Here is a 23,691-nt window from a genome sequence, read left to right on the forward strand (position 1 = left end):
CGCGTGCCAGATTGCATCGTGAATGAGTTCGCCCCCACAGGACTACATATTGCCCCGTGCGGCACAGGTAAGTTTAGTCAAACACCACTGTCTTGTTGTCATGCACCAGAACGCGATCTTCCAGATGCGCGCGCAGACCGCGGGCCAGCACCATCTTCTCGACGTCACGGCCGAAACGCACCATGTTTTCGATGCTGTCGCGGTGACTGACACGCACCACGTCCTGCTCGATGATCGGACCGGCGTCCAGCTCTTCGGTTACGTAATGGCAGGTCGCACCAATCAGCTTCACGCCGCGCAGCGACGCCTGGTGGTAAGGCTTGGCGCCAACGAACGATGGCAGGAAGCTGTGGTGAATGTTGATGACCTGGTGCGCGTACTCACGGCACAGCTGTGGCGGCAGAATTTGCATGTAACGCGCAAGAACGACCACATCCGCTTCATGCTGTTTGACCAGACGGGAGACTTCAGCGAAGGCTGGCTCTTTGTCTTTCGGGTCGACCGGAACATGGTAATAGGGAATGTTGTGCCACTCGACCATGCTGCGCAGGTCCTGATGATTGGAAATCACACAGGCGATTTCGCAGTCCAGCTCGTCGCTGTGCCAGCGATGAAGCAAGTCTGCCAGGCAGTGTGACTCGCGGCTGGCCATCAGCACGACGCGCTTCTTCTGATCCGAATCAGTGATGCGCCAGTCCATCGAAAACTCTTCGGCGATCGGCGTAAAAGCCTCGCGGAAACCGTCGAGGTCGAATGGCAGGGTATCGGCACGGATTTCATGACGCATGAAAAACCAGCCGCTGAGATTGTCAGAGTGATGACTCGCTTCGGTGATCCAGCCGTTGTACGACGCCAGAAAGTTACTGACTTTGGCAACGATGCCGACACGGTCCGGGCAGGCAATCACCAGACGAAAAGTGCGCATGGGGGGAAACTCCAGAACTTCGCAAAGGCCGCCATTCTAGCGATTACCCGCCGACTGTGCAGTATTCCGATGGTGTTGATTTCATCGGATCTCATCTGCCCTGATTCCGCGGCCGATCAGAGGTAATGGCTCGCTGTTCTCAAGCCCCGCCAGCCCTTGTGGAACAAGGCTTGGTTTACTGCACTAAATAGAGGCGGACTTGTGCAAGGCACTCGCACAACATTTGTTTCATCGCTGGCACATCTGAGTGAGCTATTTCAAAATGCTACCGACAAAACTTTTCTTAAATGTTTACTTGCGCAAATACTCTGACTATTATTGCGTCATTACACCGTGCCCATCACAACATAGGTAGCCCCCATGTCCCTGATCAACGAATACCGCGCAACAGAAGAAGCCATCAAAGAACTGCAAGCTCGCCTGCAAAACCTGCAACAAGACGGCAAACTGCAAACTGAACTTGAGTTCGAAGGCAAACTGCGCGCCCTGATGGGCGAATATCAAAAATCCCTGCGCGACATCATCGCGCTGCTGGATCCAGAATCCAAAACAAAGGCCCCTCGTGGCGCAGCGGTAAAAACTACCGGCACCAAACGCGCACGCAAGGTCAAGCAATACAAGAACCCCCACAACGGTGAAATCATCGAAACCAAAGGTGGCAACCACAAGACTCTGAAAGAGTGGAAAGCCAAGTGGGGCGGCGACGAGGTAGAAAGCTGGGCAACTCTGCTGGGCTAATAGCTCACGTGCTGCGGCAGCCGTTGTACAGTGATGTGCGACTACAAAAAACGCCAGCGTACGCTGGCGTTTTTTATTGCCTGAGTTTCCTTCCGGCCAGTACTAGAGCCCCAGTCTCTGCTGCAATTGCAGTGAGTAGTCCTGCCACTGGCTCAGCACCTTGAGCTGGTCAGGCGTGGCCTTCAACGAGTGTTCTATCAACGCCTTGGTAAAGCCTTTAAGCGTGTTTGGCGCCCCGGCCTGCGGGTCTGTCAGACGCCACTGGCAGAAACTCAACCAGCGCTGGCGATCCTCGGCGCTGAGGGTTTCTGCAAAGTTACGCGCGCGATAGCGAAACAATAACTCGGGAAGACGCGGATCATCAAAAGGCCACGCTTCGCTGCCCAATTGCTGGGGGTCGGCAATACGAACCTGCTCGCAAAGACGGCGGTCACGGTCGTTAATAAAACCATCATATAACTGTTGTTCGGGGTCTTCGCTGACAGCGAATTCATCGCTCGCATAAACCTTTTTCAACTTGTCCTGCCAGATCGCCTGCCCTTCATTGAGCCGCATCACGCGTTCTTTGTAGACGTCCATATCCAACAGTAGTCGTTGACGATCTTCCTCGCGCAGCACGCTCAACGGCGCGACTACCGGGCATTTGTTTATATGGAGCAATTTGAGCGGAACCGGTAACTGCCCCCGCGCCAGATCCTCTCGGCGGGTATATAAACGCTGACGCAAGGTCTCGCCGTCTTCGTCCAGGAGCGGACTGTGGTCATGAAAAAGATCGCAGACAATCAGCGCATTGCGATTGGTCGGGTGCCAAGCCAGCGGCAGCACGACGCTCAAATAACTTCGCGCTGCGGAAAAGCGCCCGGATATATGCACCAGTGGCTGCAGAAGGCGAATTTGCTCCTGCACCTTGTGCTTGCTGCGTAATTGGAAAAGATAGTCATAGAGCTTGGGTTGTTTATCACGAACCCGCCGCGCCAGTGCAATAGTTGCTCGTACATCGGAAAGCGCATCATGCGCCTGCCCGTGATCAATGCCGTTGGCAGCCGTCAGGCGCTCAAGCTTGAGTGTGACCCGCCCGTCCTCTTCCGGCCAGACGATACCTTCGGGGCGCAGGGCATAGGCCGTTCGCACGACATCGATCAGATCCCAGCGACTGTTACCGCCCTGCCATTCTCGTCCGTAAGGATCGAAAAAGTTGCGATAAAGGCTGTAGCGAGTCATCTCGTCATCGAAACGCAACGTGTTGTAACCCGCGCCGCACGTCCCTGGCTTCGCGAGTTCGGCATGCACGCGGGTCATGAAATCCGCTTCGCACAGCCCTTTTTCCGCCAGACGTGCTGGCGTGATGCCCGTTACCAGACAGGCTGCCGGATGCGGCAGGATGTCGTCGCTGGGCTGGCAGTACAGATTGACCGGCTCGGCGATTTCGTTGAGCTGATCGTCGGTACGGATGCCTGCCACTTGAAGAGGGCGATCGTTACGCGGATTGATCCCGGTGGTTTCGTAGTCGTACCAGAAAATGCTGGAAGTCACGGGCTGATCCTGAGCAGAAGACCGGCAAAGTTTAACAGATGAAGTCGCCCTGCCCGGCTCGGCCTGACGCGGCTGTGACGATAGAGACGTTTCCCACAAATTGTTTCCGTAACCTGCGGTTGCTTAGCTCTCCTACCGTGGCTAGCATCAAGCTTTAATCTCAGGCGCCCACCTCCCGACAATGTCCTCCTCGCAAGCTTGGCCAAGGATCGCTGCGCAGCCTGCCCCGCTGGACACCCGCATCCGCATGGAAACCCCTGAAGGTATCGATCTGCTGCTGCGCCCGGCAGGGCTGTTGTCGCGCTCACTGGCGTTTTCCATTGACCTATTGATCCGCGGCGCATTGCTGGTGGGGTTGTTGTATATGTTTCAGGCGCTGGGTGAGTTCGGCACAGGTCTGTTTCTACTGGCGCTGTTCCTGATCAACTGGTGGTACATGGTGTTGTTCGAGGTGTTGAACCAGGGGCGCTCGCCGGGTAAACAAATCATGGGGCTGCGCGTGGTACATGACGACGGCACGCCAGTCGGTTGGTCCGCATCGCTGCTGCGTAATCTGTTGCGCTTTATCGATATGCTGCCTTTCGGCTACAGCGTCGGCGCTTTTACCTGTCTGCAACATCCCATGTTCAAGCGCTTGGGTGACCTCGCCGCAGGGACGCTGGTGATCTACCGTGACTCGTTAACAGAGCGGCCGGTTCTGCCAGAGGCGCAGCCGGTGGTTGCCCCGTTGGTACTGACACTTGAAGAACAACGCGCGGTGCTGGCATTCGCCGAGCGTCAGCAGACCATTTCTCCGGCACGCGCTCAGGAGCTGGCAACGATCCTCATCGCCCCGCTGCAGCTTCCCGCACACACGGCCCCTCAACATGCAGTTGACCAACTGAACGGCATCGCCCGCGGCTTGGCAGGGTCGATATGAAACAGCGCCAGTTCGAACAACGCCATCAAGACACATGGCTGCACTTTGGCGAACGTCTTGATGCACTTGAACGCAGCCGGGGCAAAAATGACGCTGGCGACGGTTTCACTGAACAATACCGACAAATCTGCCAGCACCTGGCGCTGGCACAACAGCGTGGCTACAGCAGCCACGTTGTCGAGCCGCTGCAGCAACTGGCGATGCGTGGTCATCAACAGCTCTACCGCCATCGCAGCCAGTTCGCCGCTCAACTACTTAACTTCGTGCTCGCCGACTTTCCGCGTCTGGTGCGTGCCGAGTGGCGACTGATGGCACTGGCGAGCCTGCTGTTCTTCGGCAGCCTGATTGTCATGGGGCTTCTGGTCTATGGCTATCCTGATCTGATCTACAGCGTGGTCAGCCCTGCCCAGGTTGGCGAAATGGAGTCGATGTACGATCCCGCCGCGCCCCGCATCGGGCAGGCAGCGGAACGGGCATCGAGCACTGACTGGCTGATGTTCGGCTATTACATCATGCACAACATCGGCATTGCCTTTCAGACCTTCGCCGGCGGTTTGCTGTTCGGTCTCGGCAGTCTGTTCTTCCTGTTCTTCAACGGTTTGATGATCGGCGCCGTAGCCGGTCACCTCACGGATGTCGGTTTCGGCGAAACTTTCTGGCCCTTCGTGGTCGGGCATGGCGCTTTCGAACTGACCGCCATTGCATTGGCAGGCGCCGCCGGATTGAAACTTGGCTGGGCGCTGTTGGCTCCCGGCCCGATGCCGCGCGGCGAAGCATTGCGAGTGGCCGCGCAAACCAGCGTGCGCCTGATCGGCGGCGTCATGCTGTTCCTTCTGATAGCAGCCTTTATAGAGGCTTACTGGTCATCGATGACATGGCCGCACGCGAACACTAAATATCTGGTTGGGGCCGTGCTATGGGCACTGGTCGCGGCCTATCTGATATTTGCCGGACGATCCGCTCATGCGCCTGACTGAGGCCTGCGTCGTCATTCGCCCACGCAACCCATGGGAAGCCATTGATCTGGGTGTCCTGCTCGCGCGCCAACACCGGCGCCTGCTGATGACCAGTTGGGCAATCGTCACATTGCCGGTCTTCGCACTCCTCAGCCTGGTGCTCTGGGACTACCCCACCCTGGCCGTACTGCTGTTCTGGTGGCTGAAGCCTGCGTTTGAACGCCTGCCGTTGTTGATTCTCTCCCAGGCCCTGTTCGGCGCGACACCTACACTCACGGCAGCGCTCAAGGCTTGGCCGCGTACGCTCAAGTCCCAACTGATCGCCAGCCTGACCTGGCGCCGCTTCAGCCTGAGCCGCAGTTTCAATCTTCCGATTCAGCAGCTGGAGGGTCTCGACGGCCTGCCCCGCGCGCAAAGGATCGCCCTTCTGGGCGAGAAAAACCTGCGGGTCGTGCGCCTCCTGACGTCCATGGGCAGCACGCTGGAGATGTGCCTTTGGGTCGGCGCGATGCTGCTGTTCTATGCGCTGATTCCACAGCAGATCGAACTCGACTGGTCCTGGCGCAGCCTGCTGGACATCGAGGGCAACTGGAACTGGCTGGAGCATCTCACCAACGCCTTTTATGCATTGGTGCTAGTTTTGTGGGGGCCGATTTACGTGTCGTGCGGTTTTACGCTGTACCTCAATCGCCGTACCACTCTCGAAGCCTGGGATATAGAGCTGGCCTTCCGCCGTTTACATCAGCGGGTGATGGGCAGCGCTTACGCTTTGATGATCGGCCTGGTGATTGCCTTCAGTGGTCTGCCATCTGAAGCGATGGCTGCTGCAAGGGCCGGCGAATCCACCTACAGCTGCCCTCTCCCCCCGCTGGATTCACCGTTGGCCGACGAGCAGCTCGCCAGCCCCTCTGCCCCTCGCCTGCTGAATCAGCCACTGAACAGTCAGGATTCGCGAGCAGCCATCAAAGGCGTACTGGATACTCCGCCCTTCAAGAACCCCAAGTCCGTATCGGGCTGGCGCCTTTCCGAGCAGAAACACGGCGCGAAAACCAGCGAGACGCCCAATTGGCTGACGAAGCTGATTGTCGGTTTGCTCAACGTCGGGAAGACCCTGTCGACTGTATTCGAGGCATTATTGTGGACGTCGATCACGCTGGTGGCTGCTTGGGTCATCTGGCGCTATCGGGCCTGGTTCACCACCTTTGTCAATGGCCCCGAACGCAAGCCCAAGAGCAGACGTGAAACGCCCCAACAGTTATTTGGCCTGCAAGTGAGTGCCGAAAGCCTGCCTGATGACATCGCCAGCGCGGCAGAAAAACTCTGGTCCCACTCGCCCCGGGAAGCCTTGAGCCTGCTGTACCGCGCGCTGCTCAGTCGCTTGCTCACCGACTATCACCTGCCGCTAAAAAGCGCAGACACCGAAGGCCAGGTGCTGGAACGCATCGCAGGCCTGAATCAACCGCCTCTGCACACCTTCAGCCATGAACTTACCCGCCACTGGCAGAACCTGGCCTACGGTCATCAAATTCCTGCCACCGACGTGCAAATCGCGCTGTGCGAAGACTGGCGAAGACTGTTCGCCTCGCAGGCTGACTCATGAGCCGACGCCTGTGGGTATTGACCGCCGCAGTGGTGCTGGTCGGCCTGGTCGTCGCCAGCATGCCGCTGATCAAACGCCTGGAGCATTATCAGGAAGTGGTCGATCAAGGCCCTTCCCCCGAAGTACGGGCCAATGCGTATCTGGCGGCGCAAACCTTCCTTCGCCAGCGCGGCATTTCGGTCAAGGCCATTCAGGCGCTCAACAACCTGCCCGAGAGTAGCCAGCAGGCGCAGACTCTGATGCTTCTGGATACCCGGGAAAAAATGACGCCGGCCCAAGTCACACGCCTGCTGAGCTGGGTCCGTGCCGGTGGGCGCCTGGTGTTCGTCGCCGAGCAGCTCTGGGACGAAAAGAAAGGCCGTAGCGGCGATCTGTTGCTCGATCAGTTGCAGATCCATCAATTCCTTACCCGCGACCTGCGCGAACAGGACCGACGGCGTGAGCGTGAACAGATCAAGCCAGTCATTCCCTTGAGTACGCCAGACATCGAAGCACCGAAAACGCCCTGGCCGGAGCTGACCAGACTCTACGTACAAAACGAAAACGACCCTGCCTACATGAGTTTCGATCCCGCGTTTCACCTGGACGATCCTCAGGATCATGCTCAGTCGTGGGCCAACAGCGCCGATGCCACGCATCTGCTGCAGATGGTTTACGGCAATGGCCTGATCACCATCCTTACCGATGCCGACCTGTGGAAAACCCGCACCATCGGCAAATACGACAACGCCTGGCTGCTGTGGTACCTGAGCCAGGACAGCGCCGTAACAATGCTGCTGCGAACCGATCACGACGATCTGTTTGCGTTGCTCTGGAAATATTTCCCGCAAGCATTACTGGCTCTGGCGCTATGCCTGGGGGCCGGCCTTTGGCACGCTGGCACCCGCCAGGGGCCAATGCATCCAGTACCTTCGCGGGCCCGGCGACAGTTGAGCGAGCACTTGCGCGCCAACGCCGACTTCCTGCTGCGGCGCAAAGGCCAGCACGCTTTACTGCGCGCGCTGCAGCAAGACATCGTGCGCCGCGCCCGCCAGCGACATCCCGGCTTTGAAACGTTGCCAGTCACCGAGCAGTGGCAGATGCTGGGACGCATGACCCGACAACCGACCAGCGACGTCGGCCAGGCACTGCGTCCACGCCTTGAAGAACGCCTGTCCAGCACCGAATTCACCCGCCAGGTTGCCTACCTGCAAACACTCAGGAATGCCTTATGAGCGATCACCCGACCGAACAGTCGAGCAGCGTAGCGAGCCCTGCAGAACACACGGAGCAATCTGCCGCCGAGCACAAGGACAGCCAGCCCACGCCGACCAGCAGTCCGGCGCAGCAGCGTCAGCGCGCCATCCATCTGGCCCAGGCCGTGCGCCTCGAATTGCAGAAAGCCGTGATCGGGCAGAACGCGGTGATCGACGACGTGCTTACAGCCCTGATCGGCGGCGGCCATGTCCTGATTGAAGGCGTCCCCGGCCTTGGCAAGACATTGCTGGTCCGAGCCTTGGCGCGCTGTTTCGGTGGGGAGTTCGCGCGCATCCAGTTCACCCCGGACCTGATGCCCAGCGACGTCACCGGGCATGCCGTCTACGACATGCAGACCGAGCAGTTCAAGCTGCGCAAGGGCCCGCTGTTCACCAACATTCTGCTAGCGGACGAGATCAATCGTGCCCCGGCGAAAACCCAGGCCGCGCTGCTCGAAGCCATGCAGGAGCGTCAGGTGACCCTTGAAGGCCGCGCCCTGCCGGTCCCGCAACCGTTCATGGTTCTGGCGACACAGAACCCCATCGAACAGGAAGGGACTTATCCGCTGCCGGAGGCCGAGCTCGACCGCTTCATGCTCAAGTTGCGCATGGATTATCCCCAGGCCGAACAGGAACTGGACATGGTGCGTCAGGTGACTCGGTCATCGCGCTCCGACATGCTCGACGTGCGGCCATTGCGCACGCTGATGCAAGCCAGGGACGTCCAGGCGCTGCAACGCATCGCCAGCGATCTGCCGGTGGATGAACAGGTGCTCGACTATGCCGTACGCCTGGCCCGCGCCACCCGCACATGGCCCGGCCTGACCCTCGGCGCGGGCCCACGTGCATCGATCGCGCTGGTGCGTGGCGGACGCGCCAGAGCCCTGCTGCGGGGAGGCGAATTCGTGGTTCCCGACGACATCAAAGGCTGCGCACTGGCGGTCCTGAGGCATCGGGTCAGACTGTCGCCCGAACTGGATATCGAAGGTATGTCGGTGGATCAGGTACTCAAGCAATTGCTCGATCAGGTTCCGGCGCCTCGTCAATGAAGCAACTGCTCAAGCCGTCGACCCGACTGCTCTGGTGGCTGGTAGGTCTGGCCGGCTTCGCCGTGCTGCTCGGTCTTTTGCAATCACTGGGACGTGGCCCGACGGCCAGGCTCGATGACGTGTTCTGGGCGCTGCTGTGCGTCATCGGCGTACTGGCTGCACTGGACGGATTCTGGCTGTGGCGCCTGCCCTCACCGCGTGTGCAGCGTCACCTGCCCGGCAGTCTGGCGTTGGGACGCTGGAGCGAAGTACGGATCGAAATTCAACATGACTGGCTGCGCTCAGTCCCCCTGAGCCTGTTCGATCATGGCCCCGAAGGCCCCGGTAATCATTTCGAGATGGAAAACCTGCCGCAGGAAATGCTGATGCGCAAGCAGCGCAAGGCGCAGTTGAGCTATCGACTGCGCCCCACCAGCCGTGGGCATTTCACGTTCGAACGCATTGAAATCCAGCTTCGCAGCCCGTTGCGGTTGTGGCTTTCCCGTCGTTACCTCCCGGCACTCAACTCGGCACGGGTCTATCCGGACTTCGCCCGTCTGCACAATGGTCAGTTGTTGGCGGTGGATAACTGGCTCAGTCAGATCGGTGTGCGTCAGCGTCAACGCAGGGGACTGGGCCTGGAATTCAATCAACTGCGCGAGTTTCGCGAAGGCGACAGTCTGCGTCAGATCGACTGGAAAGCCACCGCCCGACAACGTATCCCGATCGCCAGGGAGTACCAGGATGAACGGGATCAACAGATTGTCTTTCTGCTCGATTGCGGCAGGCGAATGCGCAGTCAGGACGGCGAACTGACCCACTTCGATCACGCGCTCAATGCCTGCCTCTTGCTCGGCTACGTTGCCTTGCGCCAAGGCGACGCGGTGGGGGTGTCGACCTTCGCCGCCGAACAGAACCGTCACCTGTCGCCGGTCAAGGGCGCGGCTCAGTTGAACCTGCTGCTCAACCACGTCTTTGACCTCGAGACCACGCAGCAACCCGCCGACTACAGCGGCGCCATTCGACACCTGCTCGCCAGACAGAAACGTCGCGCGCTGGTAGTGCTGGTCACCAACCTGCGTGACGAGGACGACGAGGAGTTACTGAGCGCGGCCAAACAACTGAGCCGTCATCATCGGGTACTGGTTGCCAGCCTGCGCGAAGAAATTCTGGATCAGCAACGCGACTCCCCTGTGCAGACATGGCAACAGGCGCTGGACTACTGCGGGACGGTGGACTTCCTGAATGCGCGGGCGGGGCTGCATGAGCGGTTGAGCGCCCATGGCATTCCTGTACTGGACGTGCGCCCCGGCGAACTGGGGCCGCAGTTGGTCACTCGCTATCTTGGCTGGAAGAAAGCCGGCACCTTATAAGGGTGCCGTTTCACGCCGAGGCTTCCAAAGGATAGAAGCTGAAGTAGCGCTGCAACGCCTGAATCAGGTGGTAGTACTCGGGCGGCGCTGCCTGAAGCTTGAAACCCGAGTCGAAAACACCCGGCGTTTCATCTTCCTGGCACCACAGGCAGCTGGCATTGATGTCGATGTTATAGACCCCGTTTTTCCCATCCGGGACTTTCAAGCGCAGTTGAAAGTCGGCCCCGACGAGAATCGGCAAGTCGCTGATCAGCATCATGCCCTGTTCCGAAACATTACCCAGACACCCCAGCGGTTTGTCGGTGTATCGATTGAACACCTGCAGGTAATACGGTAACTGGTGACGCTCGATTCGTCTTTCGTTGAGCATTGGACACTCGCCCCGGGATGACCATTGAGCATGGTCGCGCTAGTGCATTGAGATTCGGTCGAACGCGGAACTGCTCAGACGACGTACACAATCGAATCCACCTGTTCATTACAACAGGGACGTCATCTGACTCACCAGCCGTAACCGAAGTCACCGATCCGATTATTCGATTTGGCGATAACCGCCGCATTTCAATAACCAGATCGTCCTTCGCCACTCCTGTGATGAAATCTTAGGTCCCTATGTAATTTCAGCCTAGCTCAAGCTGACGCAAGATCCACCCAAAAAAGAGACCGACCATCCGTTCGGGTGTAACTAAAGTGAAGCAGGTCTAGTGACGGCCGGCGGTGCCAGATTGTCATGCCCCAGCTGATGCAGGGTATCCAGACGCGCCTGAGCACGATATGCGTACTCGCTGGACGGGTACTGGTTGATGATGAACTGGTACGTCTGCACAGCATCCACGTACAATTTCTGGCGTTCCAGGCACTGCCCGCGCAACATCGACACTTCCGGCTGTACATAGCGACGGGAACGGCTTTCGCGGTCCACCTTCGACAGGTTGTACATCACCGCATCGCAATCGCCTTGGGCGTACGCGCGGTTGGCGTTATTCAGATGGCTGTTCATTGCCCAACGGGTGCAACCGCTCAAGGCAGCCAGCGCCACTAATATCATCACGATTCGCATGAGAGTCTCCTGTGCTCTGCATTGTATCGGCGCACCGCAGGAATTCTTCAAGGCCGATTTGGGTGCCGCCGGTCTGCCCGTTGCCCAGTCAAATGCCACCCAGGTAGTGCAAAGGAACAATGACTACAGGCCAATACAGTAGTAGCCTCTCGCTGCGCTTCATTTAAGGAGTTTGTGCATGTCCGTTCGCCGCACCAAAATCGTAGCCACACTTGGCCCTGCAAGTAATTCGCCAGAAGTCATCGAGAAGCTGATTCTTGCCGGCCTGGACGTTGCCCGCCTGAACTTTTCCCACGGCACGCCCGACGAGCACAAGGCTCGCGCGAAGCTGATCCGCGACATCGCCGCCAAGAACGGCCGCTTCGTTGCGTTGCTGGGTGACCTGCAAGGCCCGAAAATCCGCATCGCCAAGTTCGCCAACAAGAAGATCGAGCTCAAAGTCGGTGACAAATTCACCTTCTCCACCAGCCATCCTCTGACCGAAGGCACCCAGGAAATCGTCGGCATCGACTATCCCGATCTGGTCAAGGATTGCGGTGTAGGCGACGAACTGCTGCTCGACGACGGACGAGTGGTCATGCGCGTCGACACGCAGACCGCTGACGCCCTGCACTGCACCGTGACCATCGGCGGCCCGCTGTCCGATCACAAAGGCATCAACCGTCGCGGTGGTGGCCTGACCGCGCCGGCGCTGACCGAAAAAGACAAGCAAGACATCAAGCTCGCCGCTGAAATGGACCTGGACTACCTGGCCGTTTCCTTCCCGCGTGACGCTGCCGACATGGAATACGCCCGCAAGCTGCGCGACGAATCCGGCGGCACCGCCTGGCTGGTGGCGAAGATCGAACGCGCCGAAGCAGTGGCCGATGATGAGACCCTCGACGCGTTGATCCGCGCCAGTGACGCGGTCATGGTTGCCCGTGGCGACCTGGGCGTGGAAATCGGCGACGCTGAGCTGGTCGGCATTCAGAAGAAAATCATCCTGCACTCACGCCGCCATAACAAAGCGGTGATCGTGGCTACGCAGATGATGGAATCGATGATTTCAAGCCCGATGCCGACCCGCGCCGAAGTGTCCGACGTGGCAAACGCCGTGCTCGACTACACCGATGCCGTGATGTTGTCTGCTGAGAGTGCCGCCGGGGCCTACCCTGTCGAAGCCGTTGAGGCCATGGCGCGTATCTGCGTCGGTGCCGAACGCCACCCGACCGGCAAGACTTCCAGCCACCGCATCGGTCACTCGTTCACCCGTTGCGACGAAAGCATCGCGCTGGCCGCCATGTACACCGCCAACCACTTCCCTGGCGTGAAAGCGATCATCGCGTTGACCGAAAGCGGCTACACCCCGCTGATCATGTCGCGCATCCGTTCGTCGGTGCCGATCTACGCGTTCTCCCCGCACCGTGCTACCCAGGCGCGTGCCGCCATGTTCCGTGGCGTGTATACCGTCCCGTTCGACCCCGCCTCGCTGCCGGCAGGCCAGGTCAGCCAGTCCGCTGTGGACGAGCTGCTCAAGCGCGGTCTGGTCGAGCAAGGTGACTGGGTCATCCTGACCAAGGGTGACAGCTACCACACCATCGGCGGCACCAACGGCATGAAGATCCTGCACGTTGGCGACCCATTGGTCTAAGACGCAGCGGCGATGACAAAAAGCCCCGGCACTTGCGAGAGTGTCGGGGCTTTTTTGTTATGGAAATTCCGCTGCCTTCTGCACACCATTGAAATAATCGCCAATCTGTTCAGCCTCGCAACCGGATCACGCCCTCGCTATACGGATTTCGTCTCTGTCACTATCTTTTTTCACCTTCGCTGCTCCCAACACTTCCAGCTGCGAAGGCAACCGATGCACCTCTTATGATCCACACGAGAATAAACTGCTCCCCGCAACAGACTCAAATCGTTATATCTCCGGAAGCCAGCAGTAGGATCAGCGTCATTGTAAGCAGCACGGCTCCGGCAAGATAAGGAATATAAACCCAGTATTTCAGCCGACCGGGGACCCGCCTGACTTGATCACCACGAACAAGTCCATTGCGCTCCCACATTCCGCAAAAGAAAATGGCGCTGAAAACCATGCTCAACCGCATCTGGCGACTTAAAGCCCCGGACGCCCCCCAATGTCTTTTAGAGTCACTAATCAGCTTGCAATCAATCAGTGAAGCTTCCAGCGGTTCGAGTTTAAACTTCGCCACCCACACCAACAGTAGTGCATCAATCAGGGACAACGCGGTCACCACCGTAATGCCAAGATCAAGTAACGCATTACTTCCCATAGACGGTCTCATACAGATAAGTAGCCGACTTATCTCCAGCTATAGATCCTGCCGTCCCGAATCCCCATGCGGCCAACGCCCCGCCAATGATTGCGCAAGCCAACGTGACGCCTCCCCCAGAAGGGACTCCCAATCCAAGACAAATCGCCGGCCCAGCAACACTTCCCATTGATCCGCCTAACCAAGCAAAGCCAATCCCCCCTGCTGTCTTAGCAGTCTCAACATACTTAGCCCTCCGACACTCCTCCTCCCTCCCCACCGAGCACGCCTCTTGAATCTCCAGCGCCCCGACGCCGACGTCCAGCGCGATGCCTACGTAGGTGCCTTTGCTCAACGCATTAGCCGTTTTGGCAACGTGTTTGATCGTTCGCGCATACCCCGCTATTTCACCGGAGTGCAGGTAACTCTTGCTGGAGATGCCCAGCATTTTTTTCATCTTTCCGGTATTTCGGAGCCCGGACCCGAAGCGGCCGATACCGGCCAACGCCTTCTCGATTTTGGAGAACAGGGCCTTGCGTTGGGCGAAGAACTGGTCGTTGGTGATTGCAGCGGACTTCCAGCGTTGGTGCAGCGCTTCGGTGTCTTTGAGCAAGGTTTCCAGTTCACGCATGTGCCTGGCCCACGCCGCGGTGCTGCTGCCCACGCCAATCGAGCCGTAGGCCATGATGCTTTGCAGCAGGTCGAAATTTTGCGTCATGACGTTGCTGCTGGCGTAGCCGGTGCCGATCATCGACAGGCGAACGTCCTGGGCCAGGCGCATGAGTTCTGTTTCTTCCGGCGTACACATCTGTGTGGCGTCGTCGCCCACGATCACGATTTGTCCGGGCAAGATGACTTCGTTGAGAATATGCGCATTAAGTTGGTCGAACTTTGCACGCCCGCCGATAGGCAACCCCGCAAGATGGTCCCGAAGATAGACGTAGGTCAGCATCTCATCGTTGATGAACGCATACGGCTTGGGCATTTGCGCGTTCCTCAGGCGTAGGGCTTGCAGGCAATACGGTCCCAACACCGCAGATGTTTCCAGCTGCCTGGCCGTCGACTCGGGATTGGTGGGTGTAGGTGGTATTGATGCGCCCGTAGTTGAGGCGAATCACCTCCAGTGGCTCGCCGCTTTCGCCATTTTGGGCAAAACTTGAAATCAGCACTTCTTCGAGTTTGATTTCAAAGTAACGCAACTTGTCGCCGCCTGCGCGGTTAAGCGACAACGTCACTTCTTTGAGGTGTGAACCTTTGCAATTGGCTTCGAAGAGTTTGCCGCTCGCGCTGTCCAGCCGCTTGCTGAATGTGAAGTCCGAAAGACGAACACCGCCCGCCGTCGCACCACCGGCTGAACGTGCAGTTGAGGAAACGCTTTGATCCGCACCGAAGCTGTAGCCGGTGATTTCGATCCAGCCTTTGTGCTGTTCATCCAGCGCATCGCCTTTGATGCCCTCGATCTTTATGAATGCATCGAATGCCATTGCTGACCACTCCCTTCATGAATGAGTGGCCGACGATAGGTCAGTCAGTTGTTGAAATTCACTAAACAACGCGTTTAAAGATGCATAATTCGGGCATTTCAGAAACACCCTACAACGTATCTTTTGATATATGGCCGATACACCATTCACCCGATCGCTTCTGAATAATCATGCCTACCTGTGCAGACGTTCAGATCGCGGACAGTCGGGATCAAACCTTCTCCAGAAAAACATCCGCCAATAGCTGACTGCGGGGTAATCCCGCGATGTAAAGGCGCTTTGAATATGCTTCGACACTCGCAGGCGATCCGCACACCAATGCGATGGTCTGGCGGGACGTGACGCGCAACCCTGAAAGCGCTGCCTGGAAATCGTCGGGACCGATCAATTCGATCTGCAGCTGCGGATGCTCGGCAGCCAACGCCTGAAGCTCAGCGGTCAGATAATGCTCGCGCGCCACATGCATCACCCGTATCGCGCCTTGGTGCTGTTGACGCAATGCCTCGCGCAATACACCCCACAACGGCCCGAGCCCGGTACCCGCCGCCAGCAGCCATAAAGGTCTCTCCTGCCAGTCGGGGTCATAGTGCAGCGCGCCGCCGCGCAACTCCCCTAGGCGGATGGGGTCACCCGGTTGGAGAGTACGCGCCACATCCACGAAAGCACCGGAGTAGCGGCAATCGATGTGAAATTCAAGAAACGGATCTTCGCCGGGCAGGCTCGCCAGCGAATAAGGCCGTGCAACGCCGCTTGCGGTCCACAACACCAGATGCTGGCCAGCGCGATATCGCAACGGACGTTCGGGCTCAAGACGCAGGTGCATCACCGTCGCGCAGAGCCAGTCGCTTGCAACCACTGTGGCGGGAGAACCGTCGCGCAGCGGATCGAAGATCTCCACGCTCAGATCGTCCACCACTCGGCACTGGCACGACAGACGCCAGCCTAAATCGCGCTTGCGTGCATCCAGCGCCTCGGGCAGCGCATCCAGTGGCTCACCACTGACGCAACGCACAAGGCAGGCATGGCAACTGCCCGCCCGGCAACTGTAGGGGACAGCCAGTCCGGCACCGTTAAGGGCATCGAGCAGATTGATTCCTGGCGCGACCAGCCACTGTCGGTCGCCGGCCCGCAACTCAGGCATCGACGTGATCCCAGGCGCCATGGCAGCGATTGCGTCCGTGATGCTTGGCGCGATAGAGCGCCTGATCGGCACGGTGCAAGGCGCGATCCATGTCGTCGCCGCGCTCGATGAGGGTCATGCCGACCGACAGACTCAGCTCCAGCCCCGGCAGTTCGGGAATGACCACCTGCGCAAACGCTTCGCGCACGCGCTCGCAACAATCGATCAACTGGGCGCGGGTGCAACGCGGAATCAGCAACACGAACTCTTCCCCTCCATAGCGCGCCAGCACGTCATCCGAGCGCAGGCATTGGCTGGCCGTTGCCGCGAACACCTGCAACACCCGATCGCCCGCCGCATGGCCCAGCAGATCGTTGACCCGTTTGAAATGATCGAGGTCGATCAGGGCCAGACCTTCGGTGAAGTTGCCATCCATGGTCTCAAGCTCACGGGTGGCAAGACGCAGAAAATGCCGGCGATTGTACAGGTTGGTCAGTTCGTCGGTAGAGGCCAGTTCTTCAAGCTGGAACATCATGCCGCGCAGGGTTTCTTGGTGCGCCTGCAAGGTAATACGGCGCTGGTGCATGCGCTGGCGCGAGTTCTGCACGAAACCCGCGTACATGCACAACCAGCCAAGCACGATGAACAGCGCACAGGTCTGCAGCGCAGCCAGCCCCGGGTCTGCCAAATGGCCAGTGTAAGCGTCCCAGAGGTTGACGCTCACGAACCCCAACAGGGCGAGAACCGCACAGCGCGTAAACACTCGGGAGGGAAGATGAAACAGGCCGAACAGCAGGACGAGGACATAGAGCACCAGAAAAGTGCCCCGTGCCGAATCCAGATGGGCCAGCAGGTAGGTTTCCCAACCGACACCCATCAGTACCTGAAACTCGGTAAGGCTCGGGTCCTTGAAGCGGTAATTGAACCCGCCGAAAAACACCAGGCTCAGCGCGCCCTGAGAGAAGAGAACGGCGACACTGGTGAGCCACACCGCAAAGAAAGAAGCGTGATAGTAACCCGCACAATAAGCCACCCACAGCAGGGCTATCAGCAACACGTAGGTGCCAGCCGCCAGGGCAAAACGCTTCAGCAATAACCGCTGCAGGCTAGGGTCAGTCACTCGATGACTCATCATGCGGAAAAAGGGTCCGTCCCGTACTTGGCAAGATGACCTGCATGACGTCCCGGGTGCGAAATTCGCGAAGAATCCGACGCGGGGATCAACGGTGCAGGCAGCTTGCCACTGTAGTGCCTGGGCTGGAAAATCACCAATCAAATGTACGAATCCAGACGGCCGTAGCATCGGCTGTGGTCTCTATGACCGGCGGATGTGGGCGATGTTCGACCAACGTTTAGCCAATAGCGGCTGTACCTGAACCGACCACAGGTTATACTGCCGCGCCTTTTTAAGCCGACCTGCCGATAGTGTTCCTCGGCGACCTGACGTCTGATCAAGATGCCTTCGTCGTGCCGTAGCGGTACTGTCGTCAACAGCAAATCGAATGTTCCCGCCAAAATCAGAGGAGCGCGCCCCATGACCGTGATCAAGCAGGATGACCTGATTCAGAGCGTCGCCGACGCACTGCAGTTCATCTCCTATTACCACCCCGTCGACTTCATCCAGGCCATGCACGAGGCCTATCTGCGCGAAGAATCGCCCGCTGCACGCGACTCCATGGCTCAGATCCTCATCAACTCGCGCATGTGCGCGACCGGCCATCGCCCGATCTGCCAGGACACCGGCATCGTTACCGTGTTCGTACGGGTGGGCATGGACGTGCGCTGGGATGGCGCGACCATGGGCCTGGACGACATGATCAATGAGGGCGTGCGTCGCGCCTACAACCTGCCGGAAAACGTCCTGCGTGCTTCGATCCTCGCCGACCCGGCAGGCGCTCGCAAGAACACCAAAGACAACACCCCGGCAGTCATTCACTACTCCATCGTCCCGGGTAACACCGTGGAAGTGGACGTGGCGGCCAAGGGCGGCGGCTCGGAAAACAAGTCGAAGATGGCGATGCTCAACCCGTCCGATTCGATCGTCGACTGGGTTCTGAAGACCGTTCCGACCATGGGCGCGGGCTGGTGCCCACCAGGCATGCTCGGCATCGGCATCGGCGGTACTGCCGAGAAGGCCGCGGTCATGGCCAAGGAAGTGTTGATGGAATCCATCGACATCCACGAGCTCAAGGCTCGCGGCCCGTCGAACCGTCTGGAAGAAATGCGTCTGGAGCTGTTCGAGAAGGTCAATCAACTGGGCATCGGTGCTCAGGGCCTGGGCGGTCTGACCACCGTGCTCGACGTCAAGATCATGGATTACCCGACTCACGCCGCTTCATTGCCGGTGTGCATGATCCCCAACTGCGCCGCCACCCGTCACGCGCACTTCGTGCTCGACGGTTCGGGTCCTGCGTCGCTGGAGGCGCCACCACTGGACGCCTACCCGGAAATCGTCTGGGAAGCCGGTCCGTCGGCTCGCCGCGTCAACCTCGACACCCTGACGCCAGAAGACGTACAGAGCTGGAAGCCGGGCGAAACCGTTCTGCTCAACGGCAAGATGCTTACCGGCCGCGACGCTGCGCACAAGCGCATGGTCGAGATGCTGAACAAGGGCGAAACCCTGCCGGTCGATCTGAAAGGTCGCTTCATCTATTACGTCGGCCCGGTCGATCCGGTCGGTGACGAAGTGGTGGGTCCGGCCGGTCCGACCACCGCTACCCGTATGGACAAGTTCACCCGTCAGATCCTCGAGCAAACCGGCCTGTTGGGCATGATCGGCAAATCCGAGCGCGGTCCAACCGCTATCGAAGCGATCAAGGACAACAAGGCCGTGTACCTGATGGCCGTCGGCGGTGCTGCTTACCTCGTCGCTCAGGCAATCAAGAAATCGCAGGTCCTGGCCTTCCCTGAACTGGGCATGGAAGCGATCTACGAGTTCGAAGTCAAAGACATGCCGGTCACTGTCGCAGTCGACAGCAAAGGCGAGTCGGTTCACATCACAGGTCCCGCCATCTGGCAGAAAAAGATCAGTGAGAGCCTGGCGGTCGAAGTGCAGTAAGCGTTTCGCCTGGCATGCAAAAGCCCGGCCTCGTGCCGGGCTTTTGCATGCCTTGGATGGTTAACGCAAACGGCTTGTCGTCAACGTTGATACCAATGTTTTTTCTTCCCGGCTCCCGAGCCGTCATCCAGGGGTTCCAACCCGGCAGCCGCGCGCCCGGCATTCACTTCCTCGGCAGTGTCGTTTTCATCCTCTGCGATGGTGTACCAGTTCAGGTAGGTCGTGCGTTTCAGCCAGCCCTTGGCGGTCCAGGTTTGCGTCGGACGCCCTAACGGATCATAGAACTGTTTGTCGTGATGCCAATGCAGACGCACCGAGGTGTCGTCGACGTATCTGTGAGTGTTGGTGAAGTACGGCCGATAAACTCTCACCGCCAGCCCTTTGTTGTTGTATTCCACGCGCCCGCTGACTCGCCAGCGGTCCGGCGCAGTGACCTCGACCAGCTCGCCACCGCTCCAAATGAGACTGCCGCCCTCATCGACTTGATAAGCCTTGCCTGGCTCGACCTTTTGCCGAGTCTGCAGCACGCGGCCGAAGCCATCCACCGAGGTCAGCATCATTCGCTGCTGACGTTCCCGATCGCCAAGGTATCTGTCCCATTGCAGGTCCAGGCTATGAACGGGGACTTTCTTCCCATTCATCCAACTGAACGCGTCGTAATAGTGGGCAGTGGCGTAGTTAATCGAGGAAGAGGCGTGCATGGCTTCCTCCGGCGTCGAGTCGAATACCTGCTGGCCTGCCAACTCTCCGAATCCCACCTCCTGTCCAAGCTCAGTGCCGTAAAAACTGGTAAATCTCACGACGCCGAATCCGTCGTATACCGCTTCCTGAGTATTCTGATTGGGGTCAACCACCCTGCTGGGCTGCAACAGGTAATAATTGAAGATCGCTCGCGTGACGCAGCCGTCTGGCGCTGTCACTGCCGTCACCGACACGCTGTACGGATCGTAGTCGACAGTGCTCAGCCCATGACTCGCTGTCGGCCTGAATGCCTCGACACGATAGAACTGCTCGGGGCCCGCGTACGTGTTGAAGCCGCGTTTGACCGACCATAGATTCACCGATGGCTCTTGCGGCAGGAAACTCGCCATCCGGTGATAACCCGCCTGGGTAAGTCTGGCGGTCAACTCATGAGCGCACATCACCCGTTCATATGCCGTAAGGGCGTGATCATCCAGCTCTGCGGTTTCAATCGCGCCGGGCAACGCCTGAAACGTCGCTTCACCATCACTCATCTCAGCCATGATTTTTCTGTGTGGATCTGATGCGTCTGAAACGACCTCGACATAACGTTGCTTCGAGAGCGCTGCCAAGGTACGCGGCAGCGAGGCGAACCATCCGTTCTCGGTTCTGAAGCTTTCGTAGCTGATGTCTTCAGCCGCCACGTCCGAGGCTTCATCCACCATTACGTTGACCCGGCTCAAGTACGGCAAACCCAGCCGCCAGGTCTGCGCAGAAGCGAGATGGATCGCCTGTTCTCTGGTTTCAGTCAGGTAATAACGCTGCTGCGCCTCATCATGAGCCGCCTGCCACCAGCGGGCCTGATACTCATCCGCGAACGGTGGTGCGTCGCCAGGCTTTTTGCGCCTCGCGTAATTCACGCTGGCGCCGTGAGTCAGCACGCCATATTCATCCCAACACAAGTTGATTGTGTGCGCACACATCGGGTCATCCTGCTGGCCTTCGTATTGATAGCTGACCGCCTCCAACGCCAATGGCAGCATACGAGCGTAAGGTTGATGCTCACCCATTACTTCGAGCTGACGAATCAGATAGCGAGTTGTCTGCACCGAGTAAGGCCACGAGCGCGGGTATTCGCCTTCGAAGCCGAATACCTCGCTTCGCAGGACCGAACCGGCCAGGGTTCTGGCCATCTCTCGCAATTCGCCTTCAGAGGGCTGAGCAGTGACCTCATCGTCTCCATTCGTGAATGAAGTCAACAGGTCGTCGCCCAGCACAACAGCCTGCGCGTCACTGTCGTTGAAACCACGGGGTGCTCTGAATGGATAGCGCCCGGTGTGGTACCAGGTTTTGCTCAGAACAGGCGCAGTGAACCCTTCGTCTTCGCTGCCGTCTTCGTCCTCGGTATCTTGCTGCAACACCAGGCCAAAACCACGAAACTCACGGTCGTAGCCGTCGTAATAGCCGTCGCGGTATTTGAACAGCTGGGTCAGTTCGTTGCCCGTCACTTCATCGAGTTGGGTCTGCCTGGTCACGACATGCAACGCGAACGGCACACCAGACTCAGGCACTGACCCTGCGGCCAGCAACTCGGCTTTTTCATCGAGCCATTCCTGGGCGCTGCTGCGATAAGTCACCGTGCCGGATGCGCCCATATTGTTGTTGGTCGTGTTCAGCAGATAAGGCTTGATTGCAGGGTAGTCGAAGCGCCAGTGGGCCGGCTTCATGTGGGGCTTCGTCAGGACAAGACTTGAACATCCGAGCCCCTGAAGATCGACCAGGCTGACCTGACATGTGTCGTCATAGCGAATCCCTTGCGGCCATGACACGTTGCTCGGTAAAGCGAGCGTATGCCCGGACTTGTTCATGAACAGCCGAAAACCATCGGGCTCCAGGTACACCAGATCAACCGCGCCGGAGCCGTCCATATCGGCCAGACGGACCCGCTGGGCCTTGAACTCTTCATATGAAAACGGGAGGTCGGCAAACTTCTTCCCTTTACCGAAATGCCCCCGGCCCATGTTTGGCCAGAAGCGGATTTCATTGTGCCGGATACGTACCAGATGCTGCTGCCCACTCCCCAGGATGTCAGCGAACGCCACCAGCTCTGTCTGGCTGTCGCTCAGCAGCGGCAGGCGATCGTCGTCTTCGTCATGGGCAACCTCAATGGCCGACGAATAGCCCTCGGCACGCCGACTGGTGTATAGACGCACACTGCGCGGACCGATCATCGCCAGATCGGAAAGCCCGGCGCCCACCAGATCGGCTATCTGCCCCTGTGCATGAAAAAACTCGGCAGGAAAGGCAGCGAACGGCGCGAATTTCGACCAGGTCCGATCCGGTCTGAGCGTAAAAAAACCGGCCGTTCCCGGTTGCGCGATAATCCAGTCCAGCCTGCCATCGCCCGTCAGATCGGCGAGTGATTGCCGAACCGAGGTTTGCGGATCGGCAACCGGCAGACTGGGAACCTCCTTGAAATCGCCAAATTTGAGAGCATCCGGTTCGTCGGCGCGCGCATCGCGAACAGGCTCTGCATACATCCAGCCCTTGTCAGACTGATACAGCACCCCAGGCAAGCCTTCACCATAAAGATCGACAAACTGATAGTGATGGCCGTCGTTGAGTCCAGGCATGGCATCGAATGGCTTGAAGGTCCCGGACATGGCATCGAACTCCTGGTAGCCGAACAGGACCGGGGGGCGATGCTGAATATACCTATGCATATCAGGCATCCAGGCCAGACTCTGGGCAGACTCCAGCACCTTGTAACTTTGCGTGAGATCCTTGTAGCTCAGTTTGAGTGCGCCAACGAGTTGCGGCTCATCCTCGGCAAACTCATCAGGAAAGTTGTGAAACATCAGCACGTAGTGCACGAAGCGAAGATTACCCAGCTCGAAGCCATAGGCGAACGAGGAATGAAAATCGGCCCGCCCATCCCATGGCTGTGCTCCCTCGTCATAAGTAAGGCTGGCAGCGGAATCGGAACCATTGCCACGCTCGCCGTAATCAAAAATCAGGTCGAAGTGCCATTCCAGCTTGTCGAGCCGGCTCGGGTCCCAAAGGTACAAATGCGGATGCGCCGTGAAGTTGCCATAACGCACCCGCCGCAGATAACACTGGGACATGAAATTCCGGGCGTCGCCGGGATCAGTCGCAGCAGTCAATCCTCGAAGGTCCTCAGCCTTGTATTCATAGAGAATGTGCTCGCCGGTAGCGTTCATGGTCTCATCCAGCAACCACTCCGCGACACGATTCGAATTCGCCGTGTCGGTGCTGCGCGAGCCAGGGTTACGCCCGTAAAACGCCAGGGTTCCATCGGCGCCATGTACCAGCCAGAAACCAGGCGGGTCGTCTGCATTTCGCCAATGTTCGATCAGATCGAAAGCGCCTTCTACACGGGCGTAGTAACGAATGACCTCATATTCCTGATCCAGCGCCAACCCGTTATAGGTATGGATATTGTCTGTGATGACCGCGCCGTTTTCGTCCCTTTGTGCCAGCCAGACGCCCCCATCCGGCCCCAGAATCACGTCATCGTCGTTGTACAGCGGTACGCCCTTTGTGGCCCGGCGAGCGACACAGCCCAGATTCAGATTCCACCCCAGGCCAAACAGCCCGTTCCCCACAGAGCTTTGATAGTTGAGCGCCAGCGGCGGCGCGTAACCTCGCCCCGTCGTGATCGGCAAAGGAATACTCAGCGAAGCTGCCCCCGTCGCCCCAACCGCCCCC

General features: G+C 58.7%; 18 protein-coding genes and 1 pseudogene. 9 read left to right on the forward strand and 10 right to left on the reverse strand.

Translation table 11 applies throughout. The features are described 5' to 3' along the window. Window positions 1-73: 73 nt before the first annotated feature. Complete coding sequence (gene purU / locus BWR59_RS23030) at window positions 74-925, reverse strand: formyltetrahydrofolate deformylase (RefSeq protein ID WP_081567919.1); 852 nt, start codon at window positions 923-925, stop codon at window positions 74-76. Window positions 926-1,285: 360 nt separating this feature from the next. Here purU and mvaT point away from each other — a divergent pair, with 360 nt between their 5' ends. Beyond that, window positions 1,286-1,663: a histone-like nucleoid-structuring protein MvaT gene (gene mvaT, locus BWR59_RS23035; protein WP_081567920.1), complete on the forward strand. Its 378-nt coding sequence runs from the start codon at window positions 1,286-1,288 to the stop codon at window positions 1,661-1,663. 102 nt (window positions 1,664-1,765) lie between these two features. Here the strand turns inward: mvaT and sbcB are convergent, their stop codons facing one another. Then, on the reverse strand, window positions 1,766-3,196 hold the full coding sequence (sbcB, locus tag BWR59_RS23040) for an exodeoxyribonuclease I (RefSeq protein ID WP_081567921.1): 1,431 nt from the start codon (window positions 3,194-3,196) through the stop codon (window positions 1,766-1,768). A 181-nt stretch (window positions 3,197-3,377) separates the two neighbouring features. On the opposite strand from sbcB, the gene BWR59_RS23045 reads away from it, so the two are divergent. The 6 genes from BWR59_RS23045 to BWR59_RS23070 are packed head-to-tail and all read left to right on the forward strand — an operon-like array spanning window position 3,378 to window position 10,307. After that, window positions 3,378-4,115: an RDD family protein gene (locus BWR59_RS23045; RefSeq protein WP_081567922.1), complete on the forward strand. Its 738-nt coding sequence runs from the start codon at window positions 3,378-3,380 to the stop codon at window positions 4,113-4,115. Then, window positions 4,112-5,092, forward strand: a complete 981-nt coding sequence (locus BWR59_RS23050) for a stage II sporulation protein M (RefSeq protein WP_081567923.1) — start codon at window positions 4,112-4,114, stop codon at window positions 5,090-5,092. The genes BWR59_RS23045 and BWR59_RS23050 overlap by 4 nt, the downstream gene beginning before the upstream one ends. After that, on the forward strand, window positions 5,079-6,671 hold the full coding sequence (locus BWR59_RS23055; RefSeq protein WP_081567924.1) for a DUF4129 domain-containing protein: 1,593 nt from the start codon (window positions 5,079-5,081) through the stop codon (window positions 6,669-6,671). Before BWR59_RS23050 ends, BWR59_RS23055 begins: the two co-directional genes overlap by 14 nt. Next, a complete protein-coding gene (locus BWR59_RS23060; RefSeq protein WP_081567925.1) occupies window positions 6,668-7,885 on the forward strand; it encodes a DUF4350 domain-containing protein in 1,218 nt (405 codons plus the stop codon). The genes BWR59_RS23055 and BWR59_RS23060 overlap by 4 nt, the downstream gene beginning before the upstream one ends. Further along, window positions 7,882-8,955, forward strand: coding sequence for a MoxR family ATPase (locus BWR59_RS23065; RefSeq protein WP_081567926.1), 1,074 nt, complete (start codon window positions 7,882-7,884; stop codon window positions 8,953-8,955). The genes BWR59_RS23060 and BWR59_RS23065 overlap by 4 nt, the downstream gene beginning before the upstream one ends. Continuing rightward, complete coding sequence (locus BWR59_RS23070; protein WP_081567927.1) at window positions 8,952-10,307, forward strand: DUF58 domain-containing protein; 1,356 nt, start codon at window positions 8,952-8,954, stop codon at window positions 10,305-10,307. The genes BWR59_RS23065 and BWR59_RS23070 overlap by 4 nt, the downstream gene beginning before the upstream one ends. 10 nt (window positions 10,308-10,317) lie before the next feature. Here BWR59_RS23070 and BWR59_RS23075 read toward each other — a convergent pair whose 3' ends face one another. Further along, a complete protein-coding gene (locus tag BWR59_RS23075; protein ID WP_081567928.1) occupies window positions 10,318-10,677 on the reverse strand; it encodes a PilZ domain-containing protein in 360 nt (119 codons plus the stop codon). A 315-nt stretch (window positions 10,678-10,992) separates the two neighbouring features. Next, window positions 10,993-11,367 carry a hypothetical protein gene (locus BWR59_RS23080; RefSeq protein ID WP_081567929.1) on the reverse strand — a complete coding sequence of 125 codons (375 nt, stop codon included), beginning with the start codon at window positions 11,365-11,367 and terminating at the stop codon, window positions 10,993-10,995. 178 nt (window positions 11,368-11,545) lie between these two features. On the opposite strand from BWR59_RS23080, the gene pyk reads away from it, so the two are divergent. Continuing rightward, on the forward strand, window positions 11,546-12,997 hold the full coding sequence (gene pyk, locus BWR59_RS23085) for a pyruvate kinase (protein WP_081567930.1): 1,452 nt from the start codon (window positions 11,546-11,548) through the stop codon (window positions 12,995-12,997). Between the two features lie 262 nt (window positions 12,998-13,259). Here the strand turns inward: pyk and BWR59_RS23090 are convergent, their stop codons facing one another. The 5 genes and pseudogenes from BWR59_RS23090 to BWR59_RS23110 form a co-directional block, all read right to left on the reverse strand. Further along, on the reverse strand, window positions 13,260-13,640 hold the full coding sequence (locus tag BWR59_RS23090) for a hypothetical protein (RefSeq protein WP_081567931.1): 381 nt from the start codon (window positions 13,638-13,640) through the stop codon (window positions 13,260-13,262). Next, the gene (locus tag BWR59_RS23095; protein WP_081567932.1) at window positions 13,630-14,604 is read right to left on the reverse strand and encodes a hypothetical protein; all 975 of its coding nucleotides are present in this window, start codon (window positions 14,602-14,604) and stop codon (window positions 13,630-13,632) included. The genes BWR59_RS23090 and BWR59_RS23095 overlap by 11 nt, the downstream gene beginning before the upstream one ends. Before the next feature lie 11 nt (window positions 14,605-14,615). Beyond that, window positions 14,616-15,103: pseudogene (locus tag BWR59_RS23100) on the reverse strand (type VI secretion system tube protein Hcp). A 211-nt stretch (window positions 15,104-15,314) separates the two neighbouring features. Further along, window positions 15,315-16,244, reverse strand: coding sequence for an iron-sulfur-binding ferredoxin reductase (locus BWR59_RS23105; RefSeq protein WP_081567933.1), 930 nt, complete (start codon window positions 16,242-16,244; stop codon window positions 15,315-15,317). Further along, entirely contained in the window at window positions 16,237-17,343 is a 1,107-nt protein-coding gene (locus BWR59_RS23110) for a GGDEF domain-containing protein (RefSeq protein WP_081567969.1), read from the reverse strand. The genes BWR59_RS23105 and BWR59_RS23110 overlap by 8 nt, the downstream gene beginning before the upstream one ends. 414 nt (window positions 17,344-17,757) lie before the next feature. Here BWR59_RS23110 and BWR59_RS23115 point away from each other — a divergent pair, with 414 nt between their 5' ends. Further along, window positions 17,758-19,281, forward strand: coding sequence for a fumarate hydratase (locus tag BWR59_RS23115; RefSeq protein WP_081567934.1), 1,524 nt, complete (start codon window positions 17,758-17,760; stop codon window positions 19,279-19,281). Between the two features lie 80 nt (window positions 19,282-19,361). On the opposite strand, the gene BWR59_RS23120 is transcribed toward BWR59_RS23115, so the two are convergent. Beyond that, a partial coding sequence (locus tag BWR59_RS23120; protein WP_143490911.1) for a SpvB/TcaC N-terminal domain-containing protein occupies window positions 19,362-23,691 on the reverse strand: 4,330 nt, incomplete at its 5' end.

Source organism: Pseudomonas sp. Bc-h, from assembly GCF_002080045.1.
Taxonomy (GTDB): domain Bacteria; phylum Pseudomonadota; class Gammaproteobacteria; order Pseudomonadales; family Pseudomonadaceae; genus Aquipseudomonas.